The 13,975-nt window shown below is 72.3% G+C and carries 14 protein-coding genes; 5 read left to right on the top strand and 9 right to left on the bottom strand.

The genetic code is table 11. From position 1 onward, the window contains the following. Positions 1 to 36 precede the first annotated feature (36 nt). Together ectB and ectA are read right to left on the bottom strand one after the other, a co-directional pair. Positions 37 to 1,305 carry a diaminobutyrate--2-oxoglutarate transaminase gene (gene ectB / locus ABD269_RS09505; RefSeq protein ID WP_344117336.1) on the bottom strand — a complete coding sequence of 423 codons (1,269 nt, stop codon included), beginning with the start codon at positions 1,303 to 1,305 and terminating at the stop codon, positions 37 to 39. A 41-nt stretch (positions 1,306 to 1,346) separates the two neighbouring features. Continuing rightward, positions 1,347 to 1,895, bottom strand: coding sequence for a diaminobutyrate acetyltransferase (ectA, locus tag ABD269_RS09500; protein WP_344117335.1), 549 nt, complete (start codon positions 1,893 to 1,895; stop codon positions 1,347 to 1,349). Positions 1,896 to 2,294: 399 nt separating this feature from the next. Between ectA and ABD269_RS09495 the strand changes: the two genes are divergently transcribed. Then, the gene (locus ABD269_RS09495; RefSeq protein ID WP_205519161.1) at positions 2,295 to 3,395 is read left to right on the top strand and encodes an amidohydrolase family protein; all 1,101 of its coding nucleotides are present in this window, start codon (positions 2,295 to 2,297) and stop codon (positions 3,393 to 3,395) included. 37 nt (positions 3,396 to 3,432) lie between these two features. Here the strand turns inward: ABD269_RS09495 and ABD269_RS09490 are convergent, their stop codons facing one another. After that, the gene (locus tag ABD269_RS09490) at positions 3,433 to 4,587 is read right to left on the bottom strand and encodes a serine hydrolase domain-containing protein (RefSeq protein WP_344117334.1); all 1,155 of its coding nucleotides are present in this window, start codon (positions 4,585 to 4,587) and stop codon (positions 3,433 to 3,435) included. A 133-nt stretch (positions 4,588 to 4,720) separates the two neighbouring features. Here ABD269_RS09490 and ABD269_RS09485 point away from each other — a divergent pair, with 133 nt between their 5' ends. Next, complete coding sequence (locus ABD269_RS09485) at positions 4,721 to 5,527, top strand: NAD-dependent epimerase/dehydratase family protein (RefSeq protein ID WP_344117333.1); 807 nt, start codon at positions 4,721 to 4,723, stop codon at positions 5,525 to 5,527. Between the two features lie 98 nt (positions 5,528 to 5,625). Continuing rightward, positions 5,626 to 6,846, top strand: a complete 1,221-nt coding sequence (locus tag ABD269_RS09480; RefSeq protein WP_344117368.1) for a TerD family protein — start codon at positions 5,626 to 5,628, stop codon at positions 6,844 to 6,846. On the opposite strand, the gene ABD269_RS09475 is transcribed toward ABD269_RS09480, so the two are convergent. Together ABD269_RS09475 and ABD269_RS09470 are read right to left on the bottom strand one after the other, a co-directional pair. Next, entirely contained in the window at positions 6,799 to 7,863 is a 1,065-nt protein-coding gene (locus ABD269_RS09475) for an MsnO8 family LLM class oxidoreductase (protein WP_344117332.1), read from the bottom strand. The genes ABD269_RS09480 and ABD269_RS09475 overlap by 48 nt on opposite strands. 84 nt (positions 7,864 to 7,947) lie before the next feature. Then, positions 7,948 to 9,435 (bottom strand): hypothetical protein, encoded by a 1,488-nt coding sequence (locus ABD269_RS09470; RefSeq protein ID WP_301888258.1) that lies wholly within the window; start codon positions 9,433 to 9,435, stop codon positions 7,948 to 7,950. Positions 9,436 to 9,768: 333 nt separating this feature from the next. Here ABD269_RS09470 and dapA point away from each other — a divergent pair, with 333 nt between their 5' ends. Further along, the gene (gene dapA / locus ABD269_RS09465; protein ID WP_344117331.1) at positions 9,769 to 10,659 is read left to right on the top strand and encodes a 4-hydroxy-tetrahydrodipicolinate synthase; all 891 of its coding nucleotides are present in this window, start codon (positions 9,769 to 9,771) and stop codon (positions 10,657 to 10,659) included. Positions 10,660 to 10,715: 56 nt separating this feature from the next. Here dapA and dapD read toward each other — a convergent pair whose 3' ends face one another. Next, positions 10,716 to 11,717 carry a 2,3,4,5-tetrahydropyridine-2,6-dicarboxylate N-succinyltransferase gene (dapD, locus tag ABD269_RS09460; RefSeq protein WP_344117330.1) on the bottom strand — a complete coding sequence of 334 codons (1,002 nt, stop codon included), beginning with the start codon at positions 11,715 to 11,717 and terminating at the stop codon, positions 10,716 to 10,718. Positions 11,718 to 11,887: 170 nt separating this feature from the next. Between dapD and ABD269_RS09455 the strand changes: the two genes are divergently transcribed. After that, complete coding sequence (locus ABD269_RS09455; protein WP_344117329.1) at positions 11,888 to 12,568, top strand: DUF6445 family protein; 681 nt, start codon at positions 11,888 to 11,890, stop codon at positions 12,566 to 12,568. A 94-nt stretch (positions 12,569 to 12,662) separates the two neighbouring features. Here ABD269_RS09455 and ABD269_RS09450 read toward each other — a convergent pair whose 3' ends face one another. The 3 genes from ABD269_RS09450 to ABD269_RS09440 form a co-directional block, all read right to left on the bottom strand. Next, positions 12,663 to 13,001 carry a metal-sulfur cluster assembly factor gene (locus tag ABD269_RS09450; protein ID WP_116211120.1) on the bottom strand — a complete coding sequence of 113 codons (339 nt, stop codon included), beginning with the start codon at positions 12,999 to 13,001 and terminating at the stop codon, positions 12,663 to 12,665. After that, positions 12,998 to 13,453, bottom strand: coding sequence for a Fe-S cluster assembly sulfur transfer protein SufU (gene sufU / locus ABD269_RS09445; RefSeq protein ID WP_116211121.1), 456 nt, complete (start codon positions 13,451 to 13,453; stop codon positions 12,998 to 13,000). The genes ABD269_RS09450 and sufU overlap by 4 nt, the downstream gene beginning before the upstream one ends. A 20-nt stretch (positions 13,454 to 13,473) precedes the next feature. Beyond that, a partial coding sequence (locus ABD269_RS09440) for an aminotransferase class V-fold PLP-dependent enzyme (RefSeq protein WP_344117328.1) occupies positions 13,474 to 13,975 on the bottom strand: 502 nt, incomplete at its 5' end.

Here is a 13,975-nt window from a genome sequence, read left to right as displayed (position 1 = left end):
CTGCCTCTTTCTGTCGGGGGTGCGGTGCTGGTCGGGTCAGGCGGTCTCGCGGACCGCGCGGGCGAGGATCCGCAGGCCCTCGTCGAGGTCCTCGGGGGTGATGGTCAGGGCCGGGAGCAGCTTGACGACCTCGCTCTCGGGGCCGGAGGTCTCGATGAGCAGGCCGAGTTCGAAGGCCCGCGCGGCGACGGCGGAGGCGCGTGTCCGGTCGGTGAACTCGAGGCCCCAGACGAGGCCCCGGCCGCGGTACTGCGCGCCCAGCTCGGGGTGTTCGGCGCCGATCGCCCGGAGGGCCTGCGCGACCTGTTCGCCGCGCGCGAGGGTCTGCTTCTCCATCTGGCCGTCGGTCCAGTAGGCGTTCAGGGCCGCGGCGGCGGTGACGAAGGCGGGGTTGTTGCCGCGGAAGGTGCCGTTGTGCTCGCCGGGCTCCCAGAGGTCGAGCTCGGGCTTGAAGAGGGTGAGCGACATCGGCATCCCGTAGCCGCCGATGGACTTGGAGAGGGTGACGATGTCCGGGGTGATGCCCGCCTCCTCGAAGGAGAAGAAGGCGCCGGTGCGGCCGCAGCCCATCTGGATGTCGTCGACGATCAACAGCATGTCGCGGCGCTCGCAGAGCGCGGCGAGGGCGCGCAGCCACTCGGGGCGGGCGACGTTGATGCCGCCCTCGCCCTGCACGGTCTCGACGATGACGGCGGCGGGGGTGTTGAGGCCCGAGCCCTGGTCCTCCAGGAGCCGCTCGAACCACAGGAAGTCCGGGACGCGTCCCTCGAAGTAGTTGTCGAACGGCATGGGCGTGCCGTGCACCAGCGGGATGCCGGCCCCGGCGCGCTTGAAGGCGTTGCCGGTGACGGCGAGCGAGCCGAGCGACATGCCGTGGAAGGCGTTGGTGAAGGAGACGACGGACTCGCGGCCCTTGGCCTTGCGGGCCAGCTTGAGCGCGGCTTCCACGGCGTTGGTGCCCGTGGGGCCGGGGAACATCACCTTGTACGGGAGGTCGCGCGGCCGGAGCACGACGTCCTGGAAGGTCTCCAGGAACGCCCGCTTGGCGGTCGTCGCCATGTCCAGGCCGTGGGTGACGCCGTCGCGTTCCAGATAGTCGAGCAGGGCGCGTTTGAGCACGGGGTTGTTGTGACCGTAGTTGAGTGCCCCGGCGCCGGCGAAGAAGTCGAGGTAGGTGTGGCCGTCCTCGTCGTACATCCGGCTGCCGTGGGCGCGGTCGAAGACGGCGGGCCAGCTGCGGCAGTAACTGCGCACCTCCGACTCCAGGGTCTCGAAGACGCTCAGTGCGGGCGGGGTGATGGTCACGGCGGGCTCCAGAAAGGGGGTGTCGGGGCTCGGGTGGGCGGTCAGGCCGCGAGGGGGCCGATGCGGTGGAGCACCTCGGGCGCGTGCCCGGCGTCGGGGAACAGGCCGTCGTCGAAGAGCACCTCGCGCTCCACGGGCGCACCGTGCCGCTCGGCGAAGGAGGCGAACAGCCGGTTGGAGGCGGTGTTGTCGGGCGTGACGGTGGTCTCGACCCCGCGCACGCCGAGGTCCTGGGCGGCGCGGGCGACCAGGCCGTCGAGCAGGGCGGCGGCCAGGCCCCGGCCGCGGTGCGCGTGGTCGACGGCGACCTGCCAGACCACGAGGGTCCGGGGCCGGTCGGGACGGACGTAGCCGGTGACGAACCCTGCCGGCTCCCCGTCGGCGCCGCGGGCCACGGCGGAGGTGGCGGCGAAGTCGCGGCACCACAGCAGGTAGCTGTACGAGGAGTTGAGGTCCAGCACCTCCGAGTCACGGGCGATCCGCCAGATCGCGGCCCCGTCCTCGACGCGTGGGGTGTCGAGCGTGAGCCCCTCCGGCATTTCCGGGAATTCGCTGCGGGCACGTACAAGGTCTGCTTGTGCGGCGGTCATGCGGAGTGAATTTACCGAGGCGAATCGAAAAATGCATGGGGGGACGACCTTTACGGACTCGACGGTTCCGTGTTATCGCGCGGGTATGGGCGGGCGCGCAAGCCGCCCAGAAAATGCCCCCATTTATCCGGCATTACCGGGCATTACGGATGGATTTGTGGGGTCGGTCACAGGATCGGTCCGCATGTTGGGAAGTCATTGAAATTCCCCGGTTTAGGGTCGGGAAGGGAGGGCAGGCGAAGGCAGGGAATTTGCATTCACGTATATCTGGAGGAAATTGGAACCGGAAAAGCCGGCGCCATGCGAAACGAGCCCGCCCGGAATCCGCGGACCGGGGCCCGGGTCAGCTCCCCGGCAGCGGCGCCGCACCCGAACAGGCCCGGGAATACAGTGGCGACCATGAGCGACAGCGAAGTGCTGCACATCAAGGGGCGAGTGCTCACCGGCCCGGACCCCGACCACGGGACGCGCGACGAACTGTGGGCCGTGGACGGCCGGATCACCTTCGACCGCCCGACGGGGGTGCGCGACGTCACCACCGTCGAGGGCTGGGTCCTCCCCGGTCTCGTGGACGCCCACTGCCACGTGGGGCTCGACGCCCACGGCCCGGTCGACGAATCGACCAGCGAGAAGCAGGCGTTGACGGACCGCGACGCGGGGGCGCTGCTGCTGCGGGACGCGGGTTCCCCGTCGGACACCCGGTGGGTCGACGACCGCGAGGACCTGCCGCGGATCATCCGCGCGGGCCGCCACATCGCCCGTACCCGCCGCTACATCCGCAACTACGCGCACGAGATCGAACCCGAGGACCTGGTCGCCTATGTGGCGCGCGAGGCGCGGCGCGGGGACGGCTGGGTCAAGCTGGTAGGCGACTGGATCGACCGGGAGACGGGCGACCTGTCGCTGTGCTGGCCGCGCGGCGCGGTGGAGGCCGCGATCGCGGAGGCGCACCGGCTGGGGGCGCGGGTCACCGCGCACTGCTTCGCCGAGGAGTCCCTCGCGCCGCTGGTCGAGGCGGGCATCGACTGCGTCGAGCACGCCACCGGGCTGACCGAGGAGACGATCCCGCTGTTCGCCGAGCGGGGGGTGGCGATCGTGCCGACGCTGGTCAACATCGCGACGTTCCCTGGGCTCGCGCAGGGCGGTGAGGCGAAGTTCCCGCGCTGGGCGGACCACATGCGCCGGCTGCACGCGCGGCGCTACGAGACGGTGGGCGCGGCGTACGACGCGGGCATCCCCGTCTACGTCGGCACGGACGCGGGCGGTTCGCTCGCGCACGGCCTGGTGGCCCAGGAGGTCGCCGAGCTGGTCAAGGCGGGCATCCCTGCGACGGCGGCGCTCGCGGCGGCGTCCTGGGGCGCGCGGGAGTGGCTCGGCCGCCCTGGTCTGGAGGAGGGCGCCCCGGCGGACCTGGTGGTCTACGAGAGCGATCCCCGGGAGGACGTCAGGGTGCTGGGCGCCCCCCGACGGGTGGTGCTCCGGGGGAAGGTGGTGCGCTGAGGCTGTCCCCGGGCGCGCGCCCGGGGACAGCAGGCGCTCAGCGCGCGGACGCGCAGTCGTACACCGCCTGGGCGAGGCGGGCGGTCTCCGGGGCCGGGCCGCCGGGGAAGGCGAAGCGGCGGCGGTTGTAGCCGAAGGCGAGAGCGCGGCTCGGGTCGGCGAAGGCCAGCGAGCCGGCCGCGCCGCCGTGTCCGAAGGACCGTCCGCCCAGGAACGGGTAGGCGTCCGAGACCGGGGAGAAGCCCAGGCCGAAGGTCATGTGCTGACGCAGGACCACGTCGTATCCCACGGAGTGGATCTGGGCGAAGTCGGCGGCGGTCGCGGGCGTCAGCAGCGGCTCCTTGCCGTCGACGGGACTGATGGCCGCCGCGTACAGCCGGGCGAGGCCGCGGGCGGAGGCCATGCCGCCGACGGAGGCGGGGCCTCCGGCGCGCACGACACGGGAGTTGGGCAGCTCCTCCAGCACGGTCGGCACGGCGTGGTTGATGTTGAACGCCACGCCCTGGAGGCTCTCCGGCCCGCTGTGCCCCTCCGCCAGGGCCCGCTTCTGCTCGGGCGTCGGGTCCATGGGCTGGGTGTGCAGCACCCGGTGCTCCTGGTCCTCGGGCAGGCCCATGTAGAAGTCGATGCCGTACGGGGCGCGGATCCGGGTCTCGTAGAACTCCTGCATGGTCAGCCCGGTCACGCGCCGGACGACCTCGCCGGTGAGGGCGCCGATGACCAGGGCGTGGTAGCCGAAGGTGCTGCCCGGGCGCCAGAGCGGGCGCTGCGCGGCCAGCCGCTCGGCTATCACGCGGTCGTCCGCGAGCTCGTCCAGGGTGAGACCGCCCTCGACACCGGGCAGGCCGGCGCGGTGGGCGAGCAGTTCGCGCAGCGTGATGTGTTCCTTGCCCGCGGCGGCGAACTCGGGCCAGTAGTGGCTCACTTCCCGGTCCAGGTCGAGGGTGCCGTCCTGGACGAGCAGCGCCACGGCGAGGTGGGCCGCGCCCTTGGTCGAGGAGAAGACGCCGGTGAGCGAGTCCGCCTCGATCCCGGGCCCGCCCCACAGGTCGACCACCTGGCGGCCGTCCACGTAGGCGGCGAGCTGGGCGGAGTGCCCCGCGCGCTCCTCCGCGAACGTGGCCTCGAACTCCTCGCGCACCGCTTCGTAGCCCTTGGCGACGGTCCCCCGGGCGACGGCCTTCTCCGACATGATTCGCACTCCCTCGAAGCTCGATGATCTTCCGCTGGGGAGTGGAGCGACGGGAGCCGCCCGGATATTCCGCCCCGGCCCGGGGAATGCGGCCGCGGTTTCGGGGAGGGGCGGGGCCGGGGAAGGAGAACCCATGGCCACCCGCAGCAGCATCCTGCTCACCGGCGCCGCAGGCAACATCGGCACGTTCCTGCGCGACCGGCTGCCCCAACACGGCTACCGGCTGCGGCTGTTCGACAGCCGCCCCGTCGAGGGCGAGCCGGACGCCGTCACCGCGGAGCTCCACGACCGCGAGGCGCTGCGCGCGGCCATGGCGGGCGCCGACGCGGTCGTCCATCTCGCGGCGATCCCGCTGGAGGCGCCGTTCGAGGAGATCCTGCACGCCAACATCGAGGGCACGTACCGCCTTTACGAGGCCGCGCGGGAGGCGGGCGTGCGGCGGGTCGTCCTCGCGTCGAGCAACCACGCCGTCGGCTTCACCCCGGTCCCGGCCGAGGGCGCGCCGCTGATCCCCGGCACGGTCCCGCACCGCCCGGACACCTTCTACGGGCTCTCCAAGTGCTTCGGTGAGGACCTCGCCGCCCTCTACTGGGACCGGCACGGGATCGAGTCGGTCAGCCTGCGCATCGGTTCCTGCTTCCGCGCGCCGCGGTCCGTGCGGATGCTGTCCACCTGGCTGAGCCCCGACGACTGCGCCCGGCTGGTGCACGCGGCGCTGACCGCCGAGGGGGTGGGGCACACCGTCGTGTACGGCAGCTCCGCCAACACCCGCCTGTGGTGGGACCTGTCGGGTGCCCGCGCGCTCGGCTACGAGCCCCGGGACGACTCGGAGCCGTACGCCGCCGCGCTCCTCGCGGCGGAGGGCGAGGGTCCGCAGCCCGGTGACGCCTGGCTCGGCGGGGCCTTCTGCACGGACAGCCCGCCCACCCGCACGCCCTGACCGACGGTGGGCGACGACACCCGGCGGCTGTACGGGAATCCGACGTTCGGTAATGGAACCGTAAAGCGCGGCCACTCGTTACCCGGGACATGACCGCTATGACACCCGGCTCGAACATCCCTCTCTCCGTCGCCCGCGTGACGGTGGACGTCACCGCACCGGTGCGGCTCGACGTCTCGGGCCTGCTGCTCACCGCCGACGGCAAGGTGCGCTCCGACGACGACTTCGTCTTCTACAACCAGCCCGGCGGGCCGGGCGTGACCCACCGCGCCGCGTCCGGCGGCACGCCCGACTCGATCACCGTGGACACCGGCGCGGTGCCTGCGGAGATCGACAAGATCGTGGTGACGGCCAGCCCGGACGCCGCGGGCGCGACCTTCGCGGGCACCGAGCCGACCGCGACCGTGCGCAGCGCGGACGACGGTTCCGTGCTCGCCACGTTCACCCCGCCGCAACTGGGCTCGGAGACGGCCCTGGTGATCGTCGAGGTCTACCGACGCGCCGGTGCGTGGAAGGTGCGCGCGGTCGGCCAGGGCTATGCGAACGGCCTGGCGGGCATCGCCACGGACTTCGGCGTGAGCGTGGAGGAGCCCGCGGCCCCGGCGCAGCCCGTCGCCCCGCCGCCGTCGGCCCCGCCGGTCGCCCCGCCCGCGCCCGCGCAGGCACCGCCCGCCGGCCAGTGGGGCGCCCCCGTCGCTCCCGCCGCCCCCGCCGCGCCGCCCGCGTTCCCGGCCGCGCCCGGCAAGGTCAATCTCGACAAGGGCCGGGTCAGCCTCCAGAAGAACCAGACGGTCTCCCTCGTCAAGGGCGGCCGGCCGCTGACCCAGTCCGTGCGGATGGGCCTGGGCTGGGAGCCCGCGTACGGCAGCCGGGCCATCGACCTGGACGCCTCGGTGATCGCCTACGGCCCCGACCGCAACATGATCGACGCCTGCTACTTCGGCAAGCTCCAGATCCTCAACGGCGCGATCCAGCACTCCGGTGACAACCTCACCGGCGAGGGCTCGGGCGACGACGAGTCGATCACCGTCCACATGGACGGCCTGCCGCCCGAGGTGACCGGCCTGGTCTTCACCGTCAGCTCCTTCAACGGCCAGAAGTTCACCCAGGTCGCCAAGGCGTACTGCCGCCTGCTGGACGCCCGTACGGGTGAGGAGCTGGTGCGCTTCGACCTGACGGGGGCCGAGCCGAAGACGGGCGTCCTGATGTGCAAGTTCATCCGGCAGTTCTCGGGCGAGTGGGAGATGACGGCCCTCGGCGAGTACGTGAAGTCAAAGACGGTACGCGACCTGGTCAAGCCCGCCGCCCTGGCCCTGTGAGGCGGCCGCCGGCAGCCCGGCGAGGCGGGCCAGCCGGCGGTAGGAGCCGAGGAGCTCCGACCGGTCGTGGGAAGCGGTGGTGACCAGCACCTCGTCGGCGCCGCTGCGCTCGATCAGCGAGTCGAGCGCTGCGGCCACCTCGTCCTCCGTGCCGTGGATGTGGCCGCGCAGCCCGGCCTCGTAGAAGCCGCGCTCCCGGTCCGTCATCGCCAGGGAGTCGATCTCCTCGGACGGGGTCAGCGGCGGGAAGACGCCGTGCGTACGGGAGTAGGCCAGCGCCCAGGCCTCCGGCATCAGCAGCCGGCGGGCCGACTCGGTGGTCCCCGCGACGGCGACGTTGCCCGCGACGACGACGTAGGGGCGCTCGCGCAGGGCGGACGGGCGGAAGGCCGCCCGGTAGCGGGCGACGGCGGCGAGCATCTTCTCCTCGCCGCCGAGTCCGCCGATGACCAGGGCCGCACCGGCCTCGGCCGCGAGCCGCGCGCCCGCCTCGTTGGCGAGGACGAACATCGGCACCCGCAGGCCCTCAGCTGGGCGGGCGTGCACCTCGGGGTGGGCGCGGGGGCCGCCGGTGAAGTACGCCGTGAGTTCGGCGAGCTGTGCGCCGAAGTCCCCCATGGCGTCCTTGTCCGTGCCGAGCGCCCGGCGGATACCGTCGGTGAAGCCCACGGAGCGGCCCAGGCCCATGTCGATCCGGCCGGGGAAGAGGGATTCCAGCACGCCGAACTGCTCGGCGACCACCAGGGTGCGGTGGTTGGGCAGCATCACGCCGCCGGTGCCGACGCGGATGCGGGAGGTGGCGGCGGCGACGGCCGCGGCCAGCACGGTGGGCGCGGAGCCCGCCACTCCGGGCACGCTGTGGTGCTCCGACACCCAGAAGCGGTGATAGCCGAGCGCCTCGGCCTCCCCCGCGAAGCGCACGCTCTCGCGCAGCGCCTCCCCCGGCTCACGCCCCTGCCGGGTGCGGGAGCGGTCGAGAACGGAGAACTTCGTCGCGCGTATCCGTGCGGTGGTCACCTGTGGTTCAACGCTGACGCGTGCGGATGATTCCCGGCCCGGGCAGGTGGGCCGTGGCCCACCCGCCCGGGGAAGAGGACCCGGTCAGCGCCGGGAGCGGGCCTTGAAGGCCGCCTTGCGCGCCTCCTTGGCCGTCTTCTTGTCCGGGTGCAGGCGGCCCATCGCCTCCAGGACGTCCGCCGTCGACGGGTGGTCCACCCGCCAGGCCGAGTCGAAGAAGCCGCTGTGCCGGCCCACCAGGTCCGTGACCAGGTCGCGCAGCTCGTCCGAGTCGCCGTCGGCGGCCAGTTGCGCGGCGATCGTGTCCACGGTCAGCCAGAAGACCATCGTCTCGTCGGGCTCGGGGATGTCCGCGACGCCGTGCTCGGCGAGCCAGACCCGGGCGAGGCCGCCGAGTTCGCGGTCGTCGAGGACCTCGCGCAGCGCGGGCTCGGCCTCGGGGCCGAGGAGGGAGAGCGTCTGCTGGCAGGACAGCCGGCGGCGCGGCGCCTCCTCGTCCGCCCCGCGGGCGGCGGCGACCAGCTCGCGGGCGGCGTCGAGCGGCGCGCGGCGGGCCAGCCACAGCTCCGTCTCGGCGCGGGCGGCGGCGCCCGGGTGGCCGGGGAGCGCGGCGAGGAGGACATCGGCGCTCGCCTCGGCCAGGTCGCCGACGACCGGGGCGTCGATCCCGGCTTCGAGCATCCGGGTGCGCACCGCGTGGACGCCGAGCGGGGTGAGGGTGACCAGGCCGTAGCGGCTGACGTCCTCGTCCTCGGGGTCGTCGGAGTCCACCCCGTCGACGGACTCGCGGATGTGGCCCTCGCCGTCGACCTCCTCGATGAGGGACTCGTCCACGGGCCGGTACTCCACGATCCCGGTGGGCGCGAGCATCCGGAACTGGTCGTCCAGGCGCATCATCGCGTCGGAGACCTCTTCGAGGATGTCGTCGGTCGGCTCGTCCATGTCATCGGGGACGATCATGGAGGCGGCGAGCGCGGGCAGCGGCACGGGCCGCTCGGCGGCGCTCTCGTCCAGCGCGGTCAGCAGATAGAGGTTGCCGAGGACGCCGTCGAGGAAGTCGGCCTCCTCCTCGGGGTTCCAGTCGAGGGAGTCGAGATCGAGGTCCCCGCCCTCGGAGATCTGGTCGACGATGTCGCCGAGGTCGGGGGCCGCGGCGTCGGCCAGGACGCTCTCCACGCCGCCGAGCCACAGTTCGAGGATCTCGGCGGGGCTGCCGGAGGTGAGGGTCTCCATCTCCTCGCCCACGGTGGCGACCTCGACGGGGTGGTCGGCGTCCTCGGGCTGCTCGGCGAGGAGGCCGGACTCCACGAGACCGGTGTCCAGCGCGTGCTGCCACGCCTCGGCGGCGTACGCGGTGCCGTCCTCCTCGTCCGCGAGGCCCAGGAGCCCGGCCGCGGTGTGCAGCTGCTCGACGAGCAGCTCGCCGCCCGCGCCGACAAAGATGCCCTTCTCGCCTGCCCAGCGGGCGAGCTTCGCGGCGCGGGCCAGCAACGGCGTGGACAGCGCGTCACGCGCGAGCTCCGCGTCGGAGTGGAGCCGCACCGGCGGCATGGTCGGGCGGTCTCCGGACATCAGGGGGTTCATCTCCTCGTCGTGACGGCCGCGCCGCGGTCGTTGGGGCGCGCGATGCCCAAGCGTAGACGGGTTTTCCCCACCAGCGCCCGGCCCACCGGCCCACCGGCCGCCACATGCTTGCGCAACCTTGACAACTGCCTTGACCACACAAGGGATTGATGCGCGTAGATCCACCCGGACCGGCCGGACGCCCCCGGCGACCACGACCCGCACATGCGGCACCGGACTCCGTAGCGCCTCTTAGCGGTTGCGGCGAGAACATTTAAATAGACCTGTACGGCCGAAGGGGCCAGACTCCCGGGGACAGCACCAGTACCGGAGAGTGACACGATGACCAGCAGCCCCTTCGGCCGCACCGTCTGCGCGATGGTGACCCCCTTCACCCCCGAAGGCGAGCTCGACCTCGACGGCGCGCAGCGTCTCGCCGACCACCTCGTCGGAGCGGGCGGCTGCGACGGCCTGGTGCTCAACGGGACGACGGGCGAGTCCCCGACGACCTCGGACGAGGAGAAGAGCGCGCTGGTACGGGCCGTGTCCGAGGCGGTCGGCGACCGGGCGCGGATCACGGCGGGCGTGGGGTCGGCCGACACCCGGCACACGGTCGCCCTGGCGCGGGCGGCGGAGGCCGCCGGAGCGCACGGGGTGCTGGCGGTGACGCCGTACTACAGCCGGCCGCCGCAGGAGGACATCGCGGAGCACTTCCGCACCGTCGCGGACGCGGTCGGGGTGCCGGTGATGCTCTACGACATCCCGGGGCGGACGGGCACCCGGATCGAGCCCGGCACCATGCTGCGGCTCGCGGAGCATCCGCGGATCGCCGGGGTCAAGGACTGCGCGTACGACCTGCTCGGCAGCTCGAAGGTGATCGCAGAGAGCGGGCTCGCCTACTACTCCGGCGTGGAGGAGCTGAACCTTCCGCTGCGCGCGGTCGGCGCCGTCGGCTGCGTCAGCACGGTCGCCAACGTCGCGGGCCCCGCAGTGGCGGCGGTCCTGGACGCGTTCGACCGCGGCGCGACGGCGGAGGCGACCCGCCGCCACCAGCGCGTACTGCCGCTGGTCGAGCTGATGATGGCCGCGGGCCTGCCCGGCACGGTCACGGCGAAGGCGCTGCTGAACGCCCTGGCACTGCCGGGAGGGCCGGTCCGGGCGCCGCTGCGGGCGGCGGGCAGCCGGCGCGTACAGGAGCTGGTGACGGCGCACAGGGCGGCGTCGGAGGCGTGACGCGCCCGAGGGGCGGGAAGGGGAGGTCCCCGGCCCGCCTCTCGGGCGCCGCGGCATCAGTTGTGGCTGTGCAGCGCCTCGTTCAGGCCGCCCCAGGAGCCGGAGCGCGGGAGGGCCTCGACCCGGCCCGAGGTGGAGTTGCGGCGGAAGAGGAGGTTGTTGGCGCCGGAGAGGTCCAGCGCCTTGACGACCTCGCCGTCCGGCAGCGTCACGCGCGTGCCCGCGGTGACGTACAGACCGGCCTCGACGATGCAGTCGTCGCCCAGCGCGATGCCGATGCCGGCCTCGGCGCCGAGCAGGCAGCGCTCGCCGATGGAGATGATCTGCTTGCCGCCGCCGGACAGGGTGCCCATGATCGACGCGCCGCCGCCGATGTCGGTGCCGTCGCCGACGACGACGCCCGCGCTGATCCGGCCCTCGACCATGGACGTGCCGAGCGTGCCGGCGTTGAAGTTGACGAAGCCCTCGTGCATGACGGTGGTGCCGGGCGCGAGGTGCGCGCCGAGGCGGGCCCGGTCGGCGTCGGCGATCCGGATGCCGGAGGGCGCGACGTAGTCGGTCATGCGCGGGAACTTGTCGATGCTGGTCACCTGGAGGTGCAGGCCCTCGGCGCGCGCGTTCAGGCGGACCTTCTCGACCTGGTCGACGGCGACGGGGCCGAGCGAGGTCCAGGCGACGTTCGCGAGCAGGCCGAAGATGCCGTCCAGGTTCTGGCCGTGCGGCTTGACCAGGCGGTGGGACAGCAGGTGCAGCCGGAGGTAGGCGTCGTGCGCGTCGAGCGGCTTGGCGTCCAGCGAGGCGATGACCGTACGGACGGCGACGACCTCGACGCCACGGCGCGGGTCGGGGCCGAGCGCCTTGAGGGCGCCCTCGCCCAGCAGCTCCGCGGCACGCTCGGCGGTCAGCCGCTCGGTCCCGGCCGGGCCGGGCTCGGCGACCAGCTCGGGGGCCGGGAACCAGGTGTCGAGGACGGTGCCGTCCTCGGTGATCGTGGCGAGGCCGGCGGCGACGGCGCCACCAAGACGGGCATCGGTACGGGAAGCTACTGCATCGGTCATGGTCGAAAGCTAACCGGACACAGCCGCTCAATGCGAACCGATCCGCCGACGATCATTGCGGCGCGCGCACCCACCGTGGCGACGCCGTCACCCACCGGTGGACCGAGTTGGGTCATTGTTGACCAAATCCCAGGCGAACGCTGGCAGTTGTCGACCGTATGGTCTGCCGCATGTCCCCCGACCCCACACGGAGACCGGCCCTGCCGGTGCTTCCCTACCGCAAACCCACCCCCGGCCGGGACTACTGGGTGCTGGACGACGTGCTGCCCGGCGTGGACGCCGTGCGGGAGCGCTGCCTCGCCAAGGACGACTGGGTCGAGGGGTATCCGCACAAGCCCGAGAGCTGGCCCGGGCTGCGCACCATGCCGGGGCTGGAGCCGGACGAGCTGGAGCGCGTGGAGCGGCTGGTGCGCAAGGCGACCGGCGCGCGGCGCATCTGGCGGGAGACCGCGCCCGGCGGCGGGACGCTGAACCACAACTGCATCCAGGTCGTCGGCGAGGGCGAGTCCGAGCCCCGCCCGCACACCGACTCGCGCTCGCTGTGCCGGTACGCAGCAGTGCTCTACCTCAACCCCCACGTGCCCAAGGACTGCGGGACCAGCTTCTACCGGCAGCAGCTGCCCGGCGGCAGGCTCGGCGGCAACATGGTGACGGCGCCGCACAACAACATGGTCGACGCCCTGGGCACCCGGTTCGTCCCGCCGGACTCCTTCACCGAGGACGTCCGCGTCCCGCACCGGTACAACCGGCTGCTCCTCTACACCGCCAACATGCTGCACAGCGCCACCGGCTACTGGGGCAGCACCCTGGAGGACAAGCGCATGACTGCGGTCTTCTTCTGGATGGCGTGACCGGACGCCGTCCTGTGGTCACCGAGAGCTCGCCACGCAGCAGCAGCCCGCTCCCTGACCTGGTCAGGAAACGGGCTGCACGGGAACGGCGGTCTCAGACGTTGAAACCGAGCGCCCGGAGCTGCTCGCGGCCCTCGTCCGTGATCTTGTCCGGGCCCCACGGCGGCATCCAGACCCAGTTGATCCGGAGCTCGTTGACGATGCCCTCGGTGGCCGACTTCGCCTGGTCCTCGATCACATCGGTCAGCGGGCAGGCCGCCGACGTCAGCGTCATGTCGAGGGTGGCGATGTTGGCATCGTCGACATGAATGCCGTAGATGAGGCCGAGGTTGACGACGTCGATGCCCAGCTCGGGGTCGACGACGTCGTACAGCGCCTCGCGCACCTCCTCCTCGGAGGCCGGCTTCGTCGTCACGTCCACGTTCTCACTCATGCGGTCTTCCCTTCGGACAGCGCCTGCGCCGTCGCGTCCTTCCACGCCATCCAGCTCAGCAGCGCGCACTTCACGCGTGCCGGGTACTTGGAGACACCGGCGAACGCGACCGCGTCCTCCAGCACCTCCTCCATCGCATCGTCCGGCTCGATCTTGCCCTTGGACTGCATCAGCTCCAGGAAGGTCTCCTGGATCCGGCGGGCCTCGGCGAGCTCCTTGCCGACCAGCAGCTCGTTGAGCACGGAGGCGCTGGCCTGGCTGATGGAGCAGCCCTGGCCCTCGTACGAGACATCTTCAATCGTCTCGCCGGAGAGCCGCACCCGCAGCGTGATCTCGTCGCCGCACGTCGGATTGACGTGGTGCACCTCGGCGTCGCCGGTCCGCAAGCCCCGCCCGTGCGGGTGCTTGTAGTGGTCCAGGATGACGTCCTGGTACATCGAATCAAGCTTCACAGTCAGCAGCCTCGTCCGTGTCAGCCGAAGAAGTTCCGTACGTGCTCCAGGCCCTCGACCAGCGCGTCGACCTCGCCGGGGGTGGAGTACAGATAGAACGACGCTCGGGTGGTCGCGGGAATTCCGTACCGCAGGCAGACGGGCCGTGCGCAGTGGTGTCCCACGCGGACCGCGATGCCCTGCTCGTCCAGTACCTGGCCGACATCGTGGGGGTGGATGTCGCCGAGGGTGAAGGAGATCGTCGCTCCGCGGTCCTCGGCCGTGGTAGGGCCGATGATCCGCAGGTCGGGGACTTCCTGGAGCCTGCGGACCGCGTATTCGGTGATCGCGTGCTCGTGGCGGGCGATGTTGTCCATGCCGATCGAGGTGAGGTAGTCCACCGCGGCACCCAGGCCGACGGCCTGGGCGATCGGGGGCGTGCCGGCCTCGAACTTGTGGGGGGCGGGGGCGTAGGTGGAGGAGTGCATCGAGACGGTCTCGATCATCTCGCCGCCGCCGAGGAAGGGCGGGAGGTCTTCGAGG

It is taken from the genome of Streptomyces blastmyceticus, assembly GCF_039521185.1.
Taxonomy (GTDB): domain Bacteria; phylum Actinomycetota; class Actinomycetes; order Streptomycetales; family Streptomycetaceae; genus Streptomyces; species Streptomyces blastmyceticus.
The sequence above is the reverse complement of the archived record's forward strand: the minus strand, read 5'-3'. Positions and strand labels throughout refer to the sequence as shown.